The sequence below is a fragment of the Parabacteroides goldsteinii genome, assembly GCF_020091425.1.
GTDB classification, from domain to species: domain Bacteria; phylum Bacteroidota; class Bacteroidia; order Bacteroidales; family Tannerellaceae; genus Parabacteroides; species Parabacteroides goldsteinii.
In genome coordinates this window covers 1,192,587-1,213,684 of record NZ_CP081906.1, presented here as the reverse complement: position 1 = coordinate 1,213,684, position 21,098 = coordinate 1,192,587, and the positions used below count along the sequence as shown (strand labels likewise).

At 47.1% G+C, this 21,098-nt stretch carries 14 protein-coding genes; 8 read left to right on the top strand and 6 right to left on the bottom strand.

Going from position 1 to position 21,098, the window contains the following annotated elements; genetic code table 11:
- Positions 1–10: 10 nt before the first annotated feature.
- A complete protein-coding gene (locus tag K6V26_RS05945) occupies positions 11–2,029 on the bottom strand; it encodes an alpha amylase C-terminal domain-containing protein (RefSeq protein WP_224264837.1) in 2,019 nt (672 codons plus the stop codon).
- A gap of 102 nt (positions 2,030–2,131) precedes the next feature.
- On the opposite strand from K6V26_RS05945, the gene K6V26_RS05940 reads away from it, so the two are divergent.
- Positions 2,132–4,429, top strand: coding sequence for a cation:proton antiporter (locus tag K6V26_RS05940; RefSeq protein ID WP_007652993.1), 2,298 nt, complete (start codon positions 2,132–2,134; stop codon positions 4,427–4,429).
- Positions 4,430–4,535: 106 nt separating this feature from the next.
- Here K6V26_RS05940 and K6V26_RS05935 read toward each other — a convergent pair whose 3' ends face one another.
- The 5 genes from K6V26_RS05935 to nikR all read right to left on the bottom strand — a co-directional run bounded on the left by K6V26_RS05935 (position 4,536) and on the right by nikR (position 12,762).
- On the bottom strand, positions 4,536–4,910 hold the full coding sequence (locus K6V26_RS05935) for a hypothetical protein (RefSeq protein WP_224264836.1): 375 nt from the start codon (positions 4,908–4,910) through the stop codon (positions 4,536–4,538).
- A complete protein-coding gene (locus tag K6V26_RS05930; protein ID WP_224264835.1) occupies positions 4,814–5,620 on the bottom strand; it encodes an outer membrane beta-barrel protein in 807 nt (268 codons plus the stop codon). The genes K6V26_RS05935 and K6V26_RS05930 overlap by 97 nt, the downstream gene beginning before the upstream one ends.
- Positions 5,621–5,630: 10 nt before the next feature.
- A complete protein-coding gene (locus tag K6V26_RS05925) occupies positions 5,631–10,010 on the bottom strand; it encodes a T9SS type A sorting domain-containing protein (protein ID WP_224264834.1) in 4,380 nt (1,459 codons plus the stop codon).
- 355 nt (positions 10,011–10,365) lie between these two features.
- Positions 10,366–12,267 carry a TonB-dependent receptor plug domain-containing protein gene (locus K6V26_RS05920; RefSeq protein WP_224265812.1) on the bottom strand — a complete coding sequence of 634 codons (1,902 nt, stop codon included), beginning with the start codon at positions 12,265–12,267 and terminating at the stop codon, positions 10,366–10,368.
- Between the two features lie 93 nt (positions 12,268–12,360).
- Complete coding sequence (nikR, locus tag K6V26_RS05915) at positions 12,361–12,762, bottom strand: nickel-responsive transcriptional regulator NikR (RefSeq protein ID WP_007652978.1); 402 nt, start codon at positions 12,760–12,762, stop codon at positions 12,361–12,363.
- 170 nt (positions 12,763–12,932) lie between these two features.
- Between nikR and K6V26_RS05910 the strand changes: the two genes are divergently transcribed.
- The 7 genes from K6V26_RS05910 to K6V26_RS05880 all read left to right on the top strand — a co-directional run bounded on the left by K6V26_RS05910 (position 12,933) and on the right by K6V26_RS05880 (position 20,893).
- Positions 12,933–13,592, top strand: a complete 660-nt coding sequence (locus K6V26_RS05910; RefSeq protein ID WP_224264833.1) for a phage integrase SAM-like domain and Arm DNA-binding domain-containing protein — start codon at positions 12,933–12,935, stop codon at positions 13,590–13,592.
- Positions 13,593–13,720: 128 nt separating this feature from the next.
- Positions 13,721–14,185, top strand: a complete 465-nt coding sequence (locus K6V26_RS05905; protein WP_007652972.1) for a tyrosine-type recombinase/integrase — start codon at positions 13,721–13,723, stop codon at positions 14,183–14,185.
- Between the two features lie 76 nt (positions 14,186–14,261).
- On the top strand, positions 14,262–14,822 hold the full coding sequence (locus K6V26_RS05900) for a DUF3575 domain-containing protein (protein WP_394373133.1): 561 nt from the start codon (positions 14,262–14,264) through the stop codon (positions 14,820–14,822).
- 12 nt (positions 14,823–14,834) lie between these two features.
- Entirely contained in the window at positions 14,835–15,389 is a 555-nt protein-coding gene (locus K6V26_RS05895; RefSeq protein ID WP_224264832.1) for a DUF3868 domain-containing protein, read from the top strand.
- A 128-nt stretch (positions 15,390–15,517) separates the two neighbouring features.
- A complete protein-coding gene (locus K6V26_RS05890; protein ID WP_224264831.1) occupies positions 15,518–16,450 on the top strand; it encodes a tetratricopeptide repeat protein in 933 nt (310 codons plus the stop codon).
- Positions 16,451–16,452: 2 nt separating this feature from the next.
- Entirely contained in the window at positions 16,453–17,385 is a 933-nt protein-coding gene (locus K6V26_RS05885) for a FimB/Mfa2 family fimbrial subunit (protein ID WP_187386436.1), read from the top strand.
- Between the two features lie 34 nt (positions 17,386–17,419).
- Positions 17,420–20,893, top strand: a complete 3,474-nt coding sequence (locus K6V26_RS05880) for a hypothetical protein (RefSeq protein ID WP_224264830.1) — start codon at positions 17,420–17,422, stop codon at positions 20,891–20,893.
- Positions 20,894–21,098 lie beyond the last annotated feature (205 nt).

The window sequence follows — 21,098 nt, the reverse complement described above, 5'->3', positions numbered from 1 at the left end:
TGTTGTTTGATTACTTCTTTATCTTTACTTTTCTCAGTACAACAGCACTGCGTGCCGGAATGTACAGTTTAAGCCATTCTTTTTTGTCTTTTTTAAATAATGGGTCGAATTGTGTGAAATGACGCACCGAATCGTCCGCCAGGCCGAAACCACCGAAACGGGGGGCATCTGTGTTGAGAATCACTTCATACTCGCCTTTAGGAACCAGGAAGCCGTAGTCGGTGTACGATTTCGTCGGACTGAAGTTGAACACAAATACCAGGTCTTTGCGCATGTAGGCCAGAATCTGGTCGCCATCGCTATCCCACACCTTCTGTATTGGGGTAGACTGGAAGTTTTTCACGCTACGGAGCAGTTCGATCATTTCGCGGTCGAAGTCGCCCAGATAGTGATATTTCAAATCCATATTATCTACCAGTTCCCACTGGCGGCGTGCATATTTGTGCGACCATCCGTTGCCTTCGCGCGGGAAGTCGATCCATTCGGGATGTCCGAACTCGTTGCCCATAAAGTTGAGGTATCCGCCGTTGATGGTCGAGGCGGTCACCAGACGGATCATCTTATGGAGCGCCACACCGCGTTCAACAACAGCGTTGTGGTCGTCCTTCTGCATGTGCCAGTACATGTCCGCATCTATCAACCGGAAGATGATGGTCTTATCTCCCACCAGTGCCTGATCGTGGCTTTCGGCGTAACTGATTGTCTTTTCGTCGGCACGGCGGTTGGTCGTTTCCCACCAGATGGACGAGGGATGCCAGTCTTCATCTTTCTTTTCCTTGATCGTCTTGATCCAGTAGTCGGGAATGTTCATTGCCATGCGATAGTCGAAACCATAGCCGCCGTCTTCATAGTTGGCAGCCAGTCCGGGCATGCCGCTCACTTCCTCGGCGATGGTGATGGCGTTCTTATTTACCTCGTGGATCAGTTTGTTGGCCAAGGTGAGATAAGCAATCGCGTCGCCGTCCTGATGTCCGTTGAAGTAGTCGCCGTAATTGCAGAAAGCCTCGCCCAATCCGTGACTGTAATAGAGCATGGAAGTGACACCGTCGAAACGGAAACCGTCGAACTTATACTCTTCAAGCCAGAATTTGCAGTTCGAGAGCAGGAAATGCAACACCTCGTTCTTGCCATAATCGAAGCAAAGCGAGTCCCAGGCGGGATGCTCGCGGCGTGTACCGCTCAGGAAATATTGATTATAGGAACCGTCGAAACGTCCGAGGCCCTCCACTTCATTCTTAACAGCATGGCTGTGTACAATATCCATGATGACAGCGATTCCCATGCCGTGGGCGTCGTCTATCAGCTGTTTCAGCTCTTCGGGCGTACCGAAACGGGACGAGGCGGCGAAGAAGCTGCTGACGTGATAACCGAACGAGCCGTAGTAAGGATGCTCCTGTATCGCCATGATCTGTATCGCGTTGTATCCTTCGCGGGCAATGCGGGGTAGCACGTTGCAGCGAAATTCATCGTATGAGCCGACTTTTTCCTCGTTCGTCGACATACCGATATGGCATTCGTAGATCAGCAGCGGGGCGGTGTCAGGCTTAAAGCGTTTGTTTTTAAACGCATATGGCTTGACTGGGTTCCACACCTGTGCACTAAATATTTTAGTTTGTTCGTCTTGCACGACACGGCGTATCCAGGCCGGGATGCGTTCACCGCTTCCTCCGTCCCACTCAACCAGCAGTTTGAAAAGGTCTTCGTGACGGAGCAGCTCTTCTTCGAGCGCAATCTCCCAGACACCGTATCCGAGGCGTCTCATTTTATATCGTTCGTCTTTCTTCCAGTCATTAAATGTACCGATAAGATAGATAGCTGTAGCATTCGGGGCCCATTCGCGGAACACCCACCCCTTGTTGGTTTTATGCAAACCGAAGTACAGATAGCCGGAAGCCATCTCGGCCAACGTCTGTTTCCCGTTGTTGGTCAGGCTCTTTTCCTTGTCAATCACGTATTGATACCGTCCTTCTATCGCCTCTTTATAAGGGGCAAGCCAAGGGTCATTCTTTATTAGATTCAGCGACTCCATGATTTATTTGAGATTGGTTTAGCGCAAAGATAAAAGAAAAAAAGATACCGTATTGATATTCCCGGGATATTTCTTACTTTTGCATCAAACCCCATGCAATATATGAGTAGAGGAACAAAGAGTATAGCCTTTTATTTAGTGATGATCCTTGTATTCGGTTCATTGATGTATTTTATCGCCAAAGAAGGAGAGAGCCAACAGATTGAAAGCGCCATGACATCGGCCTACGACGCCCCTAAAAACCTCAGTGAAGGTTTTTCCTTATTTTGGGAACTGATGATGCATCATATCCAGTCGCCTATCGGCATCCTGCTGTTGCAGATCATTACGATATTGATTACCTGCCGCCTGTTCGGCTGGTTGTTTCAGAAGATTGGCCAGCCTACGGTCATCGGCGAGATTGTGGCCGGTATCGTACTGGGGCCATCAGTGCTGGGGCATTTGCTACCGGAGGCTTCGGGATTCCTTTTCCCGGTCGAGTCGCTGGCCAACATCACTATCCTGAGCCAGTTCGGGCTGATCCTGTTTATGTTTGCCATCGGTATGGAGCTGGATATCACCGAGGTTCGGAAGAAATTAAAGGAAACGATCCTAATCAGCCATACAAGCACGATTGTGCCCTTCTTTTGCGGGATGCTTACTGCCTACTTCGTTTACGACACGTATGCCGACAAAGGCACTCCCTTCCTATCGTTCGCCCTGTTTATAGGTATCGCCATGAGTATCACTGCCTTCCCGGTGCTGGCACGTATCATACAGGAACGCGGATTGACGCGGACGCATCTGGGGACGATCTCGCTCGCCAGCGCAGCCAACGGTGACATCACGGCCTGGTGCCTGCTGGCCGTCGTGATAGCCATCGCACAGGCGGGGTCAATGCTGAGTGCGGTCTATAATATTCTTTTCTCCGCCATTTATATCGCTTTCATGTTCTTTGCCGTCCGTCCGTTCCTGAAAATGATCGGACATATTTACCATAATAAGGAAGTGATCGACAAGGGCCTGGTCGCTTTTATGTTCCTCCTGCTCATCATTTCGGCTTATTTGACCGAGATGTTAGGGTTGCATGCGTTGTTCGGCGCGTTCATCGCGGGGGTGGTGATGCCAAGTAACGTGAAATTCCGCAAGATCATGACCGAAAAGGTGGAAGATGTATCGCTGGCCCTGTTTCTCCCTTTGTTCTTCGTTTCGACGGGGTTACGCACAGAGATCGGGCTGCTGAATAGTCCCGACCTGTGGTGGATGTGCGGCGTCTTTATACTGGTGGCCATCATCGGTAAATTCGGCGGTGCCATGTTTTCGGCTCGTTTCGTGGGCGAGAGCTGGAAAGACAGCCTCTATATCGGCGCACTGATGAATACGAGGGGGTTGATGGAGCTGGTCGTGCTTACGATCGGTTACGAAATGCATATCCTGCCCCCGTCCATCTTCGTGATGCTGGTATTGATGACGCTGGTGACTACATTTATGACTATCCCGCTCGTTTCGTTCATCAAGTTCTGCTTCCAGACGCGCGAGAAGATCAAAGAATACAAGGCGGTGGAGGTAGCCGACGGCACGTTCAAGGTGTTGCTCTCGTTCGGACGTGCAGGCAACGGGCAGATCATGCTCGACGTGGCCTACCAGATGTTCGCCCATATCCGGCATCAGGTGGACCTTACGGCGCTTCATCTCACCGTCGGTTCGGATGTGAACCCGCTGCACACGGATAACTTCGAGGAAGTCAGCTTCGGGCCTATTCTCTATGGGGCGAAAAAGCTGGGAATCAATATAGAAACGCGCTACGAGGTGTCGAACAACGCCGGACAGGATATCACGGACATCGTAAACACGGAGGGGTTCGACTTCCTGCTCGTGGGTTCGGGCATTTCGATGAGTAACCAGCCGGACGACATCGAGGCGAACCGTTACCGCACCTCTTTCTACAATCGTTTCTTCCGCCGTTTCAAGGCGCCCGAATCGTGGTTTTACCCCGGTGCGCTATTGAAAGACAAGACGAAAATGTTTATCGGAAAAAGTAATTGCGACGTGGGGGTATTCGTGAACCGCGGCTTCGTGAAAGCGAGCAATGTGATCGTGGTAGTCGACTCGGAGAAGGATCTCTTCCTGTTGGAATATGCTTCGACGTTGCTAAAGACAACCCACGGATCGGTCAGCATCCTCGACCGCAGCAGTTCGACGACTCCGGGCAGCGAAAAGATAAAACATGCCATCCGCCAGTTCGTCGATACGACCAAGCAGGCGTCGCTGCTAGCAGACAAGGATATGACAGCGGCGATATTCAGCAACTATAATTTCATGTTGATAAGCTACGATACCTGGAACGACGTCTCTGAACACCGCCGCGAAGCGTTGCAGAAGATGCCGTCGACGCTGATTATGAATCATAAAGAGAAATAAAGAAGATATTTCGGAAGATGCGTTCCCCCAAACAAGAGGACGCACCCTATTTTCAAAAAGGATGCACCCTTTTGACGAAGAGGATGCATCCTTTTTTATTGCGACGTTAATTCAATTTAAACCTAACCCCAAATTTTACCCCGAAAGACATAACCTTCACTTTATCTGTTACGTTTGAATTCATCATGCCATTATAAGGAATACCCTTTCCTACCGTCATGTTCCCGTCCGGATGATAAGATGCAGGAGTGGATAATAGCCCCTGGTCTTTCTTTTTCTTCATGTTGGTGAAACCGTAGTCGATGTAGCCGCCCAACAACAGGTCGGTGTCTTCGCCCAGGGTGAACAGGAAACCGAGTTCGGCAGTTCCGGCTACGCCCAGTTTCAGTTTGTTCTTTCCGCTCCAGTCCAGCTCGCGGCCGGGATCGTTGATCGTGCCGAAGCCGTGGTGAGGAACAGGCGCCTCCGATGGAGAACCCACGTCGGAAGGGATATGGGGTAGTAACCCGAAACATTCAGTTCGCTGGCTGTATTGCCTTCGACCTTGTATTTGGCTTTGACCGGAATCTGCAACTTCACTCCCAGGCCGGCGTACATGCCCCATTTTTCCTCTTCGCCGAAATGGGTCTGGTACATTGCCAACAGCGGGATGTCCAGCAGGAAGGCGGTCTGCTTCTCTTCCAGATTCTTCAATCGGGCACGCAGTTCGAACTCACGCGGGTGGCCGGAGAAGTCATCGTCGTCGGTCATATTGCCCAGTTTCATGTATTTATCGTCGGACATATCACCTGTCAATTTACCTGTCGTTGCATAACGGGAGATACCTACCCCCGTCGAGAAACCCCAATGACGGTTGAAGAAGTAGCTGTAACGGAGATCTATTTCATACCCCAGTTTTGCGTTGCGTTTGCCTTTCTCTTCAAAACCTTCGATCTGGTAGTTCAGCTTGTAACGGAAGGAAGAGGAGCCGACGCCGCCCGATACCGTCAGGTAAGAGGTCTTCGTTGTATCTTTCTTTTCCTCCCGGTAGTCCTCGCGGTATTCCTGACGCTGGCGCTGTTGCTGCTGGCCGTTGTTATACTGGCTACGCTCTCTGCCACCCGTTTCCTGCTGGGCCGAAACGGTGGTGGCAAGGCAGCCTGCTGCGAATAAAAAGATTGTTTTCTTTATGTTTGAAATTATTGTTGACATATCTGTTAGCTTATTTTACGATGATTTTATGGGTTGTTGTTCTTCCAGAATCGGTGGTCACCTTCACGATGTAGCTGCCTGAAGCCATATTCGCGGGGATGGTGGTTTCGACTGTCGTGGTCGACTGCTTTTCGACCAGCTGACCGTTCAGGTTATAGATCTCGATGACTGCCGCCTCCGAGGCTTCGCCAGGCATGCCCAGCTTGACGGTTATCGGACTGTTCTTTTGAACCATCGTCGGGTAAACGGTGGTTACGGGGAACTGTGTCAGCGTATCGAACGTGATCGGGCAACTCACCACATAGCTGTCGTCTGCACGGTAGGCCTGGATGAAGTAACTGCCCAACAGGCCCTCGGGCACGGAGTAGTAGATCGAAGTGCCGTTCTTCTCGATTTTCTGCCCGTCATGATACCACTGGAAACGGACAAACTCGTTGTCCGGATTGGTGATGTACAGGAATTCGTTCCATTTCACCAGGACTCTCAGGCCGTTCTTGCGCACCGTCACCGTCACACTGCTCTCCATTCCACAGTCGCCGTATACATCTACGTAATAAGAGCCTTCCTTGTCGGACGTCAGGGCAGCCTGGTAGGTGGCCGAGGTCGCTCCTTCGATCGCCTCTTTGTTGAAGAACCACTGATAGGTCAGGTTCAGGCCACGGGCTTCTACGCTCAGGGTGAAGGCGTCGCCGTCACAAACGTATACGGACTGCGGTTGTTTGATGATCATCGTGGTTTCCAGCATCTCGATTTCGAACGGATGCAGTTCCACCAGGCCCGGGTCGCTTTTCTTGCGCACATACACGTTTCCGGAGTAAACGCCCTTGCCGATTATCCGGTAGACGGGCACTGTGAGATAGTCGGGAGTCACATCTTTATAGTCGGAATCCGTAAAGCCGGCTTTAAGCGCTTCGTCGGAGAAGCGGACGGAATATTCCAGGATATTGTCCGGATCGAGCAGGCGGAATGGTATTCTGAATTCGCTTTCCGAACCGCAATGGGAGGCGATGTCGCCCAGTTCGATCATACCACCGTCGCGGATGATGATGGTGTGGACGTAAGGAGGCTCGGTGTAATAGGCTGTCAGGGCCACGCTTTCACCGTTGTAGAGTGTCAGCTTGGTCACCGTATACACGTAGGTGCCGACCAGCGTATGGGCTTCGCCCCGGTTGAAGGTATAACGCTCGGTTCTCGGAACGGCTTCCTCCAACGGATAGTGGTAACCGGCGGGGGTGACGGTGTATTCGATCTCCCAGCGGTCATAAGTGATGTTGTTGAAACCGACCGGACGGATCTGGACGTAGACCGGTGTGCCTTTCACCACGCTTGTCGTAGTCAGATTGTCCACATCGCGGAAGTACTGAAGCTGGTTCGACGCCGTGGAGACCGACCATTGCAGGGCGCCGTGCGGACCGGGGCCGGGACCGGGACCTTCGCAGTCTGTGATGACGATGGTGTGCCGGTAGGGCGAGTCGTTATAATCGTATGTCTCGACGATTTTGTTTCCATACAGGTCATACAATGTCAGTTTGGTGACAGTGTAGACATATGTGCCGATTTCCGTATGTGCTTCGCGGTTATTGAAATTATGACGTTCGGTCTTGACGGTTGGATTCATGCCATAATAATGTTCCGCCGGAGTCACGGAGTATTCAACATCCCAACGTTCAAAAGTGATGTCTTCATGTCCGATCGGGCGGATTTGTACAAAGACAGGAGTTCCATAATTCACGGACGTTGTTGTCTGGTCGTCCACGTCACGGAAGTTAGATTGCTCGTGAGTGGTGGTCGATACCGACCATTGCAAAGCCGGTATTTTAGCTATCGGCTTCGCCTGGATGATCACGGTGTGGGTACAGGTGGCGTTACGATAGATATAAGTGGCAACCTCTACCCCATCCTTGTAAAGGATCAGTTTGCTTACATTATAATAATAAGTTCCTTCCAGCGTATGAGCTTCCCCTTTGTTGAAATCGTAGCGAAGGGTTTTTGCGATAGATTCTTCCATCGGATAGTGGTAGTCTGCCGGCGTTGCGGTGTATTCGATGGACCAGCGGTCGTAATCTATGTAGTCAAGCTCTATCGGTCTGATCTGGACGTAAACGGGAGTTCCAACCATCACAGAAGTGGTAGAGTTGTTCTCCACATCGTTGAATTCGAATATCTCCGGAGTTGTTTTAGAGACTGACCATTGCAGCTTCAGGATAGAGTTGGGTTCCCACTGGGCGTACAGGTCGGTATTTTCTGTAATCGTGAAAGTCGCCCCGGGCTGGTATGCCGTACCTGTGCCATCAGCATTCGTCGTCCATCTCAGGAAAATATGGTTCGGACGGATGGGCAAGGCGGTTGCCGGATAGGTGGCGACAGTTACTTTTCCCTCATCATATGAATGCTTATAGGTTTTGTCGGGCTCGAAGTTTGAATGATAGGTTACTTCCAAGGCATTTTCTTTCCATATGGCTTTATACATCGCATTCTTCGTCACGGCGGCCGAGCTGACCCAATCTTTTTCTTCCGCATCATCCGTTACCCATTTAACGAACGTCTTACCTTCGGGATGCACCAATTTATCCGGGGCTGTTGTGGGGCTGGATACTTTACCTCCATTATTGATAACCTTGTAATAATAGGAGGTCTTGCCATCTTTCTGGTTGTAATAATCAGCACCGGCGTAGGTATTGGCCTCCAGACCTGTCCAGTTTCCGCCATTGGCATTAAAACGTACCCAGAGAATTTCGACAGCGCCCGAATCCGAAAAGCCATCACTGGTCGTAATACGAGGATTGCCGTTCTGGTCTTTGCCCATGAGTTCACTCAAAGTAGAGTTATCGACAGTATCATCGGCAAGACCACTTGGTTGTATGTCGGCCAGGCTCTTGTCATTCGGCAGGATCGGTATCGTTTTAATAACACCGTAAAAAGCATCGTTCGCAGTATCCCATCTCGGATCGCCAGCCTTTTTGTTGCCGTAGGCGATAGGTTTAGGATCGGCTACGCCAAAGATATCTTCCAATGATTCTCCGATAACATTATTACCGGTTTTTGATGACCATGAAGAAGAAGTGATTGCCGGATAAATATCAGGATACCCTCCCGAATAGCTATAAGAACTCACATTCCCACTGATAATATTATTCTTTAATGCAGCTTTACCACTGCCATATACAGAAATACCTCCTCCTGCATTTCCGGAAGAGGCAGTTCCTTTCAAAGCTTTATTCTTGATAACTGTGTTATTTTCGAAAACAGCCGTCGCTTTGGTATCGACTTCAACTGCACCGCCTCCGTCAAATCCATCGGCAACATACGTACCTTTGCGCTGCTCCCCCCTTGCTACATTAGCATAAAATGTATTATTCTTCACCTGCGCATTCAGCAGGTATTGGCCGACAAGAGCAATCGCACCGCCCTCATCGAAAGCGGTATTCTCTATAAACGTACTATTTGTTATTTCGACTGCCGGTCTGTTCGGATAACTTCCTCCTCCATTATGCACATAAAAATAGAGAGCACCTCCATCGGCAGTGTTCCCCAGTTCGCCATAAGAGTCTATCTCATTTCCAACAAACTCACAATTATCAACTATAAACTTCTCAGGATAAGCATCTTTCAATGAGATAACACCACCACCGGCAGCGCCATCTTTTACAGCTGTATTATTCGTATTCTTGTAGAAACGGCTATTCTTAAAGGAAATAAGATCGGCCACATTCACTGTTATATAAATAATCGCTGAGGCATTCGCCCAGGCACCTTTGGCATAATTATAAGCGAATGTACAGTTTTCCACTTCATAAGAAGTACTTCCCCTCGTATAAATAACAGATCCACCATTATACGAATTTGTTATACCTAAAGAGATAAACGATGATTCCTTGATTGTTACTTTCTTGGAAGAAACATTTACGCCGGCTCCCGGTGGTCTCATTTTAGAAAAAAGACAATTAATTATCTTTAATTCTCCAGGGAAACTACCAGTTACTCCTCCTCCAATATTCGAAGCATCCGGATTCCAGTCTTTTGGAAATTCTCCACCTACTAATTCCGAGTCTTTTACTAATCCGGTAAGAGTCAGGTTTTGAATAGTCAATGTTCCCTCTCCTGATCCGTTGGCTGTAAAATGCTGTTTGTTTAAAGCAGCTTTCAGGGTTTGATTTGCCCCGTCAATAGTGATCTTTGCAGACGAATTGATTGTCAGATCAATAGAAGAAGCCTGCGTGTCAAAGTCCTCCACAAAATCCGCAGTCAGCACAAACACACTATTCTCAGTAGCAGTACTGACTTTCGTTTTTAACTCTGCTACCGTATTCACATCAACCGACGTTTGGGCTATTGCAGGCAACGTCGCCCATAATACCAACTGAAATAGAACATGTACGATCTTTTTCATAATACATTTACTCATAATTCTAATAAAATAAAGTTCAAAATATCTTCATCCCAAAATCAAAAGGGAATCATTTCCACTCTCTACCGACAGTTAAAAACCATTATCAAATCGAGGCAAATTTATAAATTAAGAACTGAATTGAGCATTAATTTTAATACATTAACTCAGCTTTGAAATACAATGGAAGCATGCTTTACATATCCACCATTTATGTTTACAAAAAGAACGAAGCAGCCATGACAACAGGCTCGCAAATTCAATATATTTAACACATCTACATAAAATGTCGCTTATCAAAACAAAAGAGACTGCCCCTTTCGAAACAGTCTCTTCCAACAATGTATTTATTATAGACTTAAAACGTCACATCTATCCCTCCCATAAATACCGCTTTCGGCATCGGATAACCTTCGTTAATAGAATATCGTGTAGCTGTTAGATTCTCTCCTTTCACAAACAGTTTCAATCCTTTAGCCTGCGAACCGAAACGGTAAGAAGCACGGGCATTCAATACGGTATAATCTTCTTTCTTATTTTTATCCGGTGTATTTCCAACAGTCGTATACAAATCGAAAATAGACTGCACACTCAGGTTAAAAGTAAAGCGGCCGGGCATATAAGTGGCACTGGCATAAAATTTATGAGCCGGAGCAGCCACTATAGCTTTATTCGTATACAGATAACTATAATTCATATCCAGATTCAAGTTGTTTAAGATCTGATATCCAGTCTCAAACTCAATCCCTTTATTATAAAAGCGCCCGATATTCGACATCTGACGATCCACTACAGAGATCATATCTTTCCCTTCAATATAAAAAGCCGTCAGTTCAGCATGCAAACGATTGTCCCAAAAGTACTGCCCCACAGACAGTTCATAACTCAGCATACTTTCCGGTTTCAAATCCGGATTCGCCTTTGAATAAGGGAGATAGGATATATACAACTCACGCAGTGTCGGACTTCTATATCCTTTCGAAAAAGAACCCTTGATCGTATTACCCTGAAACGGACGAATCGCAAAACCAGCCTGTGGAACCCATTCGCCTCCATAAGCGCTACTATGTTCGTAACGTACGCCGGCATTCAGACTCAAAATATCGAAAAGATCCTGCTGCATGATTGCATAACCGGCTACTTCATTGACCGATTTCTTAACAATTTCTCCGACCGGGCCGTTAATCGTATCATTCCAGGCATGCCCTCCCCAATTCTTATAATCGACACCAGCGGTAAATGTATTTCCCTCCACTAAACGGAAAGACTGGTATAATTGAACACCGGTATTATGATCATCCGAATAAAACAGGAATGAGCGCGGGTCGGCATTAACGGCATGGCCGTCATTTATCTTATGGTGTCCCCAGTTATAGAAAACACGTAATGCTCCGCTAGACTTCTCATGATGGTTCTCCAAAGCGAAAGATGTTGTTCCACGAAGAATATGCATGATATGATCCAGCAACGGACTGGTAATCGCACCCGGATCTTCCGTATTATATTTAGCTAAGCTCAAATTTCCGGTTACTTTATATTGGTTATTGATCCGATATCCCAAATTAGCAAAACCATTTGTAATATCAAATTTGGAATCAGGCCGGTGACCATCTGAACGGTCGTGATTCACAGAAACGAAACTACTGAAATTTCCGATATTATAGCCATTATTAATCATGTACTTCTGCGTATTGTACGAACCAAACATAACACGTGCCTGCGTACGACGGCCTTCCTGTTTATGCTGGCGGGTGATAATGTTGACTACTCCTCCCATCGCATTTGAACCGTATAATAACGAACCCGGTCCACGGATCACCTCAACCCGTTCAATATCAGAAGCCACATATGTATCAGGCAACGAATGTCCAAAAACACCAGCCCATTGCGGCTGTCCGTCAAACAACATCAACACTTTATTCCCTTGACCTACTCCACGAATATTTACCGTACCGGCCGACCCGTTTGAAACACCAAATCCGGTAATCCCCTTTTCCGTTACAAACAATCCGGGAACACGCTCCGATAACACCGGTAACAAAGCCGACTCACTGCTAGCCTCTATCTGATCCCGGTCTATCACTGAAATAGTAAGGGGAACACTATTCCGGTTTACCTGTATCTTATTTGCAGAAATCACTACACCCTGCAAATTGATCAGACTATCTATTCCCAACAGCTCAATCGGTTCGACCGGCCCGGAGGCAAAGACTGCCGAACCCGCCAGCAGTCCTGAAATAAGTAAAAATCCTTTCTTCATCATTTATTCTTGTATAAGATTTGTCATCTGTTTCCCCATCTAAGGTAACACCTATTTAAATAATCGTGTTACCAAACCGGCAAAAAAATAGACTTAATCCGCCCGGCTCATCACCAATTTACCATGTTTAATTCCCTTTATAGCAGTCAGTTTATCGGCCAATTCCGTCAAACGGTGAGCCGTGCCCATCACAGTTTCGATGTGCAGACAAAAATGCTGATTGATATAATACTGGGAAGACGAGAGTATCACGTCCTGATAGTCTTGCTCGATACCGACAATCTTGGAAGCTATCGCTTTCTTCTCCTGGTCGTACATTATAATAATAGTACCGGCAACGATATGGTTACACTGCCATTTCCTTTCGGCCACGTTCTTTTCTATCAGGAACCGGATCGCTTGCGAACGATTGGCGAAGCCATTTTCGTCCACATACTTATCCAACGATTCCAACAGATTCTCTTCCAGAGAGACACCAAAACGTTTTATAGCCATATAGTGTTTATTTATTTCAAGCGGTAAAGATATATATTTTCTTACCGGTACAAAAGTAGTACGATAATAAAGATATAACATTATACAAATTACGGTAATTTGTACCTATATTACAGATTTATTAACCGCCAATACATGCACGTTTACAAACATTATTCATTAAAAAAATTATGGAACTGAACAAAGAAAAAAACAAAACGACCATCTCTGTCAACCTGAAACGACGACAGGGAACAGACAACAACCGGGAAACCGCTTTGTACCTGCAAGTGATTTACCGCCGTAAAGTCAGACAAATAAGTCTCCCATACAAACTGCATGAAGATGAATGGGATGAAAACAGACAACTGGCAATAGTCCCCCCAGGATGCCTTCCTGAGCGGTATCTTTATCTGATGGAGATAAACCAAAAAACCAGCGAAGAAAAACAGCGTATGCAAACAGTTATTACCCGGCTTCCGAAAAATAAGGAAATAACAGCCGATATGATCATAGAAAGTTATAAGGCACTTCTCAGGGGGAATACCTTTATCGCTTATATCGAACAAATCATTAAACAATTTGCGGCAGAAGACAGAAATGCCAGTGTAAGGCATTACCGAAGCCTGCATAACAGTTTTCATAAATACCTGCCGACAGAGAATATCCTACTGAACGATATCGACGAAGAGCTGATAAAAAAATATGAATCATGGCTGATCGAAAGAAAATTGCATCCCAATACGGTCTCTTTTTACATGCGCAACCTGAAAGCGCTTTGGAACCGTGCCGTTAATGACGGAATTATCGAAGCACGTCCTCACCATTCAGGCATATTAATACCGGTATAGGGAAAAGCACCAAAAGAGCAGTAGACAAGAATGTAATACTCAGCATAGAAAAGCTGGACAGCAAAAAACTATCTGAAAAGGTAATCCTTGCCCGTCTCTACTTTCTTTTTTGCTACTACGCACAAGGTATGGCATTTATCGACCTGGCACACCTGACCGACAAAAATATTCAAGGCGACTACCTGATCTATACACGACATAAAACAGGGGAAAAAATACGTATCAAACTACTGCCTGTCATGAAAAAGATCATCCGGTATGTCCGGCAGAACAAAGAAGGACTTTTATTTCCCATATTATCCGGACCAGATGCTTCATACAGAGAATACGAAAAGAAACTTCGTCTTTACAATGGTGAACTGAAAAAACTGGGGTTACTGGTCAATGCACATCTTTCTTCATATGTTGCACGTCATTCATGGGCTACACATGTAAAAAATCTGGGAGTTCCCGACAATCTCATTTCAGAAGGGATGGGACATACCTCAGTAAAAACGACACATATTTATATCGACTTTACCAAATGTAACATGCTTGATCTGATCAATAAGAAATTGATTACGGGAAAAAGCAGAAAAATCAAGGGTATCTGAAAATAATTCTATAACGGGAAATCTGTCTCTTACCAAGAGACAGAACCGGAAAATACGATATTATAATATAGGGTATATGCGAAGAAAATTCCACTTCCTATTGTTTTTGCTCATTGGTTTACCAGTTTTTGTTGCCGGACAACAGACTGCATTAAAAACCAATGCTCTCTTTTGGGCAACAACAGCTCCCAATATCGGAGTTGAAGTGGGTATTTCCCACAACATAACCATTGAATTATGGGGAGCATACAACGCCTGGAAATATCCGGATGACATGAAGCTGAATTTATACCTTTTGCAGCCGGAAGCCCGTTATTGGTTCTGCCGTAAATTCGAAGGACATTTCATCGGCATGCATGGTCATTACGGTCATTTCAATATCGGGCAGATCCCCTTCATCTCAGGGCTAAAAGAATATACATTACGTGGCGATCTCTATGGAGGAGGCGTAAGCTATGGCTATCACTGGGCACTCGGCGAACGCTGGGGGATTGAAGCAATGATCGGGGCAGGTTATGCCTACATGAAATATGACAAACTGCGCTGTGCCGAATGCGGAGAACGCGAAGGCAGTTACACCCGCACCTACTTTGGTCCCACCCGCATCGGTATTTCATTCATCTATTTCTTACGTTAATATTTCCGGCTTATGAGACGACAGATATATACATTAATATTAATACTGGGTGTTATGCTTTTATTTCCCCTGTCCGGAACCGCGGCAACAAAAGGTATCCGTATCGTGCCGCGCTCCGCCTGGGTGAAAAACGACAGCCTGCATCTTTCTATCCTAATGGACCTGGAAGATGTACAGGTGAATACGTATACAGCCGTTACTTTCACACCGGTATTAAAAAACAAACAAAGTACGCTTGAACTTCCGGCCGTCATACTGACAGGCGGAAGCCGTCACCGGTTCGACAGACGCGAACAGGCCTTGCAGACAAACAAAAACCGACAGGCCGCTCCTTTCCTGACAATCATTGAAAACCGGCACATTGCCGGTAGTAAAAAAGTAGATTATCTGATCACGGTTCCCTATGCTGCCTGGATGCAACAGTCGTCTTTATTATTACGTCAGGATTTAAAAGATTGCTGCGATACACAAACATTAGGCATCGACACACTAAGATACCGGTTGCCTTTCCGCTTCACACAGAAACAGCCACCGTCACAAAGGAGCAGAATGAAAATAAAGCAATAACGAAACGCGTACTTCCCCATACAGTCCGTCCTGCAAAAACCGGTAATCACGCTACGGCCGTTCTTCCCGCTCCTCAACATATTGAAAAAATAGTATGGAGCAATTCCGATCTCGGCCTCTACATTCCGATGGTTTCTTTCCTAACTCCCGATCTCACAGGGTCTGACAAGCACCATACGGAAAGTGCCATACTCTATATCGACTACCCACTGGGAAAAGACGACATATATCCGGACTACAAAGACAACAGGAAAGAAATCGATAAAATAGACCGTATCCTCTCGCCGCTTTCCAACAATCGCTTCTCCACTTTCGAGCGGATACAGGTACGGGGCTACTCCTCGCCCGACGGTCCTTATGGGGAAAACGAACGTCTGGCACAGGCACGCTCACGGTTGTTTGTCGGCTATATCCGCGACGCTTACGACCTGCCGCGCCACCGCATTGAAGTATCGTCGGTAGCCGAAGACTGGGAAGGTCTGAAAGAGCTGCTGCAGCAGACCCAACCGCCCTATGCCGATGCGGTACTCCGCATCATCAGGAAATACGGCATCTTCAACGGTCGCGAAAAACAACTGATGGACCTGCAGGGAGGAATGCCTTACAAAGATATGCTGCGCCGTTTCTTCCCGAAACTGCGCCGTATCGAAGTTGTGGTAGAATACAATATTAATGAGATAGACCACCAGGATGCCTCCGAACTGATCTATACCCATCCCGACCTGTTGAGCCTGGAAGAGATGTACGAAACGGCACGCTACTACCGTCCCGGCACCGACCAGTACCGCGAGGTTTACGAGATAGCCGCCTTCCATTTCCCTGACGATGTAACGGCCAATGTCAACGCCGCCTCTGCCGTGATGCTGACAGGCGACCTGATCTCGGCCTGGAATTACCTGCGAAAAGTGGAAGCCGATCCCCGTGCCTGGAACAATATGGGCGTGCTCACCCTGATGGAAGGTAATCCCGAAGGTGCAGCCCTTTGGTTCCGCAAAGCGGTAGGCATAGAACCGCGGAAAGCAAGAAGAAATTTACAAATCGCGGAGGGAATGTATAAATGAGCATGCAACGGTTCATACATATTATCCGGGGATTACTGTCGATTGTACTGACAGCCTGTTCGTTTGGCGACGAGCCTGCCATCTGCCCGTACAACACGCGCCTCGAATACTGGTATGCCGGAAGCGGTACACAAAATATGCTGCCTACCTATGTAGACAACCTCCGCCAATACCTGTTCGATGCCGACGGGCAGCTGCTCTCCGAAATCACCCTCAGGGGCGACAGCATAAGCGGATGGCAGGGAGAACTGAAAGACGGCACCTATACCTTCGTCCTTTGGGGAAATCTGGGAGGAACAAACGAACAAATCATAACGACAAAAAGCAATATGAATATAAACGAAATGACACTAAGCGCCGAGCAGCAAGGTATCCCGCCGGGTTACCGCGGCAACACCGACCGGCTTTACTACGGCACCGCAACCGTCGAAGTAAAGAACGGAGCCGCCCAACGCCGGCGGATATACCTGTCGCACGCCCATGCCGCCATGACCGTTACTGTCCGCTGGATGACCGACGAACCGGCAGACGGTATTTTCCGGATGCGGCTGAAAGGTATTCCGGCCCTCTACAGCTTCAACGGCAGCGAAGCAAATCCCGTGCCTTCGGGCGACGGCACTTATTCCTTACCTTATATAGGCAACAAGATCACCTATCATGAAACCCGTGCCGCCATGAACTACGAGGGCGAAGTGATCGGCGAATTCGTCACCTTCCGCTACACCTCCTCCACCCATCAGTTATGGAGCCTCTGGCGCGACGGAGAGCAGATCGTCAAGGATATCGACCTGAACCTGTTTTTCAACAAACTGCCTATGGATATGGATACAAACATGGAACAGGAGTTCGATCTGCTGGTCACGGTGTATGAGAATAAGATCGTTGTAACACAGGCCACGGCATCCGACTGGGATGAAGGGGGAGCGATTGGATAATTGAAAGTTACCGTAATATTAAAAATATAGTGAAATGAAAAAGATTAATTACATGATGTTATCCTGTTTGTTCGTACTGCTGGGAAGCTGTACGGAAGAGGTACAACAAAAAGGCGAACAACCTGCACCGGAGGGCGGAAGCGATGCCATTACACGGCAGGAAGTGACGCTCAATTTAAAAAACAAACTGGTACTCGACCGGGAGAAAACCAAAGGAGAAACAATCGCTACCGCCGAAGAGAATGCCATCTCGGCCCTCGATGTATATGTGTTCGCTTCCGAAACGGAAAACGGCGATTACTCTTTCATGGAACGGTTCGCCTACCGCAACACTCCAGACGCTGTCCTGCCTGCCGGAGCTTCGGAATTGCAACTGACGCCGACCGATGCCGACGCCAAAGAAACAACCGGCCTACTGAAAGTGAAGAAAGGACTGTTCGTCAAACTATATTGCATTGCCAACAACACAACACTGGTCGACCCTGCACACGAAGGCCAGCCGGTAGACGATGCGGCATTCGTCCCGCTCGAACTCTCTACTACCGACGATAATAAAACAAAAGTAACGGCTGTCGGCACTCCGCTGGAAACAACCTTCGCCACCTGGCATACACATCTGCTGACAAGCACGGTTCAGGCCGATACGCTGGCTACACCCCTGGCCATGACAGGCGCACTCACAACTCCGCTCGACCTGACCGATTTCGGTAGCGCGGCACGCGTTCAGGCAGGAATACGCCTCACACGACTCGTCGCACGCTATGATATTATCAATGAAGCGGGAAGTTCCCGCTTCACCATCGAGACTGTCTCGATGGGCAACGCACGACGCGGCTCGGACTTATTCCCAATACGACCTTACGGCGATATGCCCGAAGCGAAACCAGACGAACTCATTACAACTCCGGAGCGACGATTCTACGGAGAGAATGCAAACAAGGGGATACAGGCAGGAGCCTTCTACTCCTATCCTTCACCACTTAAAGACAAAGGTTTCTTAATTCTGAAAGGTATGTATAAGATCAACGAATCAGAAAGCAAAGAGGTTTCCTACCAGATACCCTTCACACAGCAAGCGGCGGACGGCAACCAGACTTTCCTCGAGATTGCCAACAACCACCGCTACACCATCGCCATCACGGCAGCAGACGAATACCATCTCGACTGTACACTCTACGTGGCAGACTGGACAGACGACGGTAGCATCGACGATTTCAAACCCGACCAGGATTCGGGAGAAATCGACGTGACAATTCCCGCCGAATTCACGGACGACACTAAATACGACCCCGACACGCGCTCGGTCAGCATGTCGCTTAAGCCCAAAAGCCAGTTCACCGTGACTACTACCGCCACGGCTAATCTCACCGTTTATAAAAAATATGTAGGCGGAATTGACGCACAGCAATACGACTGGCTGGAAATATCAGAACCAGCCGTTTCCACTAAAGCGGCTTCAATGAATTATAATTATACCTTCTCGCTCAAAGAAGATTATACACTGGGACGTTACCCGCGCGCCGTATTACGTTTCACCAACACCATGAACGGCTCGGAAACAACCTTCTTCGTGGAAGCTGTTTCTGTACCGCAGGCAGACGTAACACCGCAGGTAGGCGATAACAACCCTAACTCTTTCGATGCTGAAAACAAGCTAGTAAACCTCTACCGCATTACCGGCAGTAATGCACATGTGCGTATTACCTGCCCGGACGGGTCAGAGGTGGATAGTAAACCCGACTGGCTCGATGTCGCCGTCTACAAACAAAGCGGAGCGGAAACTATCTATTCCTTTACACTCAACGACCGCGATGTTACCGACGTTGCAGACGATAAAGGCACTGTCGTTTTCTATAATAAAAAAGCGAACGATCTAAAAACGGATATTGTCGTACAACTGCTCGATGCCACTCTCAAACCGGACTTCACCTATCCGAGTCTGAATGATGGAAAAAACAGTTACGAAGCACCTGCAGGCGACACGCCGGGAAACATCAATATGCAGATTTCGGACAATAACGAATTCTCTATCGGGTGTAAATCCATGCTGGGCATCGAGATCGGGATGGACTTCGACGGAGGTTCCGAATGGCTAAAAGTAAAAGGCGCTCCCGTCACAAAAACTCTCAATGAAAATACCCAGTTGACCTTCTCGTTAGACAATGCAAAGCTGGGAGGAGCGAAAAAGGCGACCGTCACACTCAAAAACAAGATTGGCGGCGAAAACACCGTCTTCACCGTATCACCGGTATTCCCTGTCCCCTCCGTCACTTTTGTCAGCGGAAGCAACTCGCCCACCCAAAACACGATGACGGGCACCGACATCAAATTGTATCAGGTGGAAGGATCGCAAGTTAGCATCAAAGCAAATGCACTGGGCGGTACCTGCGTCAAAAATATCGAAGGCGACATTACCGTTGAGGCGGCCGACGATTATGCTGTAGAAAAGACCTATATAGTTACCTGGAAGAGCGGTAACTCTGCCACTTTCCAGATTGCTAACAAATCAGACGAGACAAAGACTACTACGTATACGGTAAATGCACCGGTTACAACAATTACGGCTACCGATAACTTCTATGTAAAAGCGGCTAACTCTGGAAGTACAAACATATCCGTCACTTCTCCTGAAGGAGTTAAGGCTACTGTTTTGAATTGGAACAAAGGCGATCAATGGTTTGACATCTCAACAGACCAAACTACTGGAAGCGGTGCTAAAAATATTGTAATCACCCAACGCAATAATATAAACGCGATAATGAAATCTGTTACCATCCGACTGACCAATAAAATAGCAGGAGGAGCGTCTAAAGATATTACAGTGACTCCGAATGGATTTGTAGCGCCTACATTATCAGAGAGTTCCAAGACATTCGATAATTTTAGTAAATCATACTCGACGACTACAACATTTACTGTCTCCTCACCCGGAGGTTCTAATTACGTCAATATGACAAATGAAAGTGTGGCATCAATTTCAAAAAGTAACAACAAGTATACCATTACATTAAAGGATAAAGGTAGTACAGTTATTACCATCGCCAATGCATCCAGTACAGATCTAACGTCTACTTATACATTAACAGTAAAAGCATCAAAGAACTACAATGGAAAAACTGCATATATATATGGCAATTATCTGATTGCTCCTGAAGATGCAGCAAATAGTGTAGCTCCTGAAGATGCAGCAAATAGTGTAGCCCTAAAAGATGTCGATAAAACAATCTGTTCCAAACAGACTGGTGCAACTTGGCGCATTCCGACATCAAGCGAGTGGAGAACAATATTGGGAACCAGCGGAACAGATGTATTATCATCATCATCTGCTCTATGGCAAGATTGGTATAATAAGAATCTGTTTGTATTGACCTCGGGAGCATATCTTTCTATGACCAGTTATTTCAGTTCTGATTCTGAAACGATGAGATTTTTTTCAGGAGGTGCGAATGTAGCTACTGAAAATAATCAGAATACAATTGGACACGTTCGTTGTATCACTGATAAATAGAAAACAAATAACAAAAACGGCAAGCAGGCTCCGCCTGAGCGATCTTTGACATGATGGGATTGATAGGAAAAAGATAAATCTGTTTCTAATCAAGTGTTGTAAAAACAATGAGACTAAACTGATTCTATTTTGAAAATATTTTAATCAACTTGTATTCTATATCAATTGAAAACAATACCTTTGCCTACATAATTCAACAATCAAA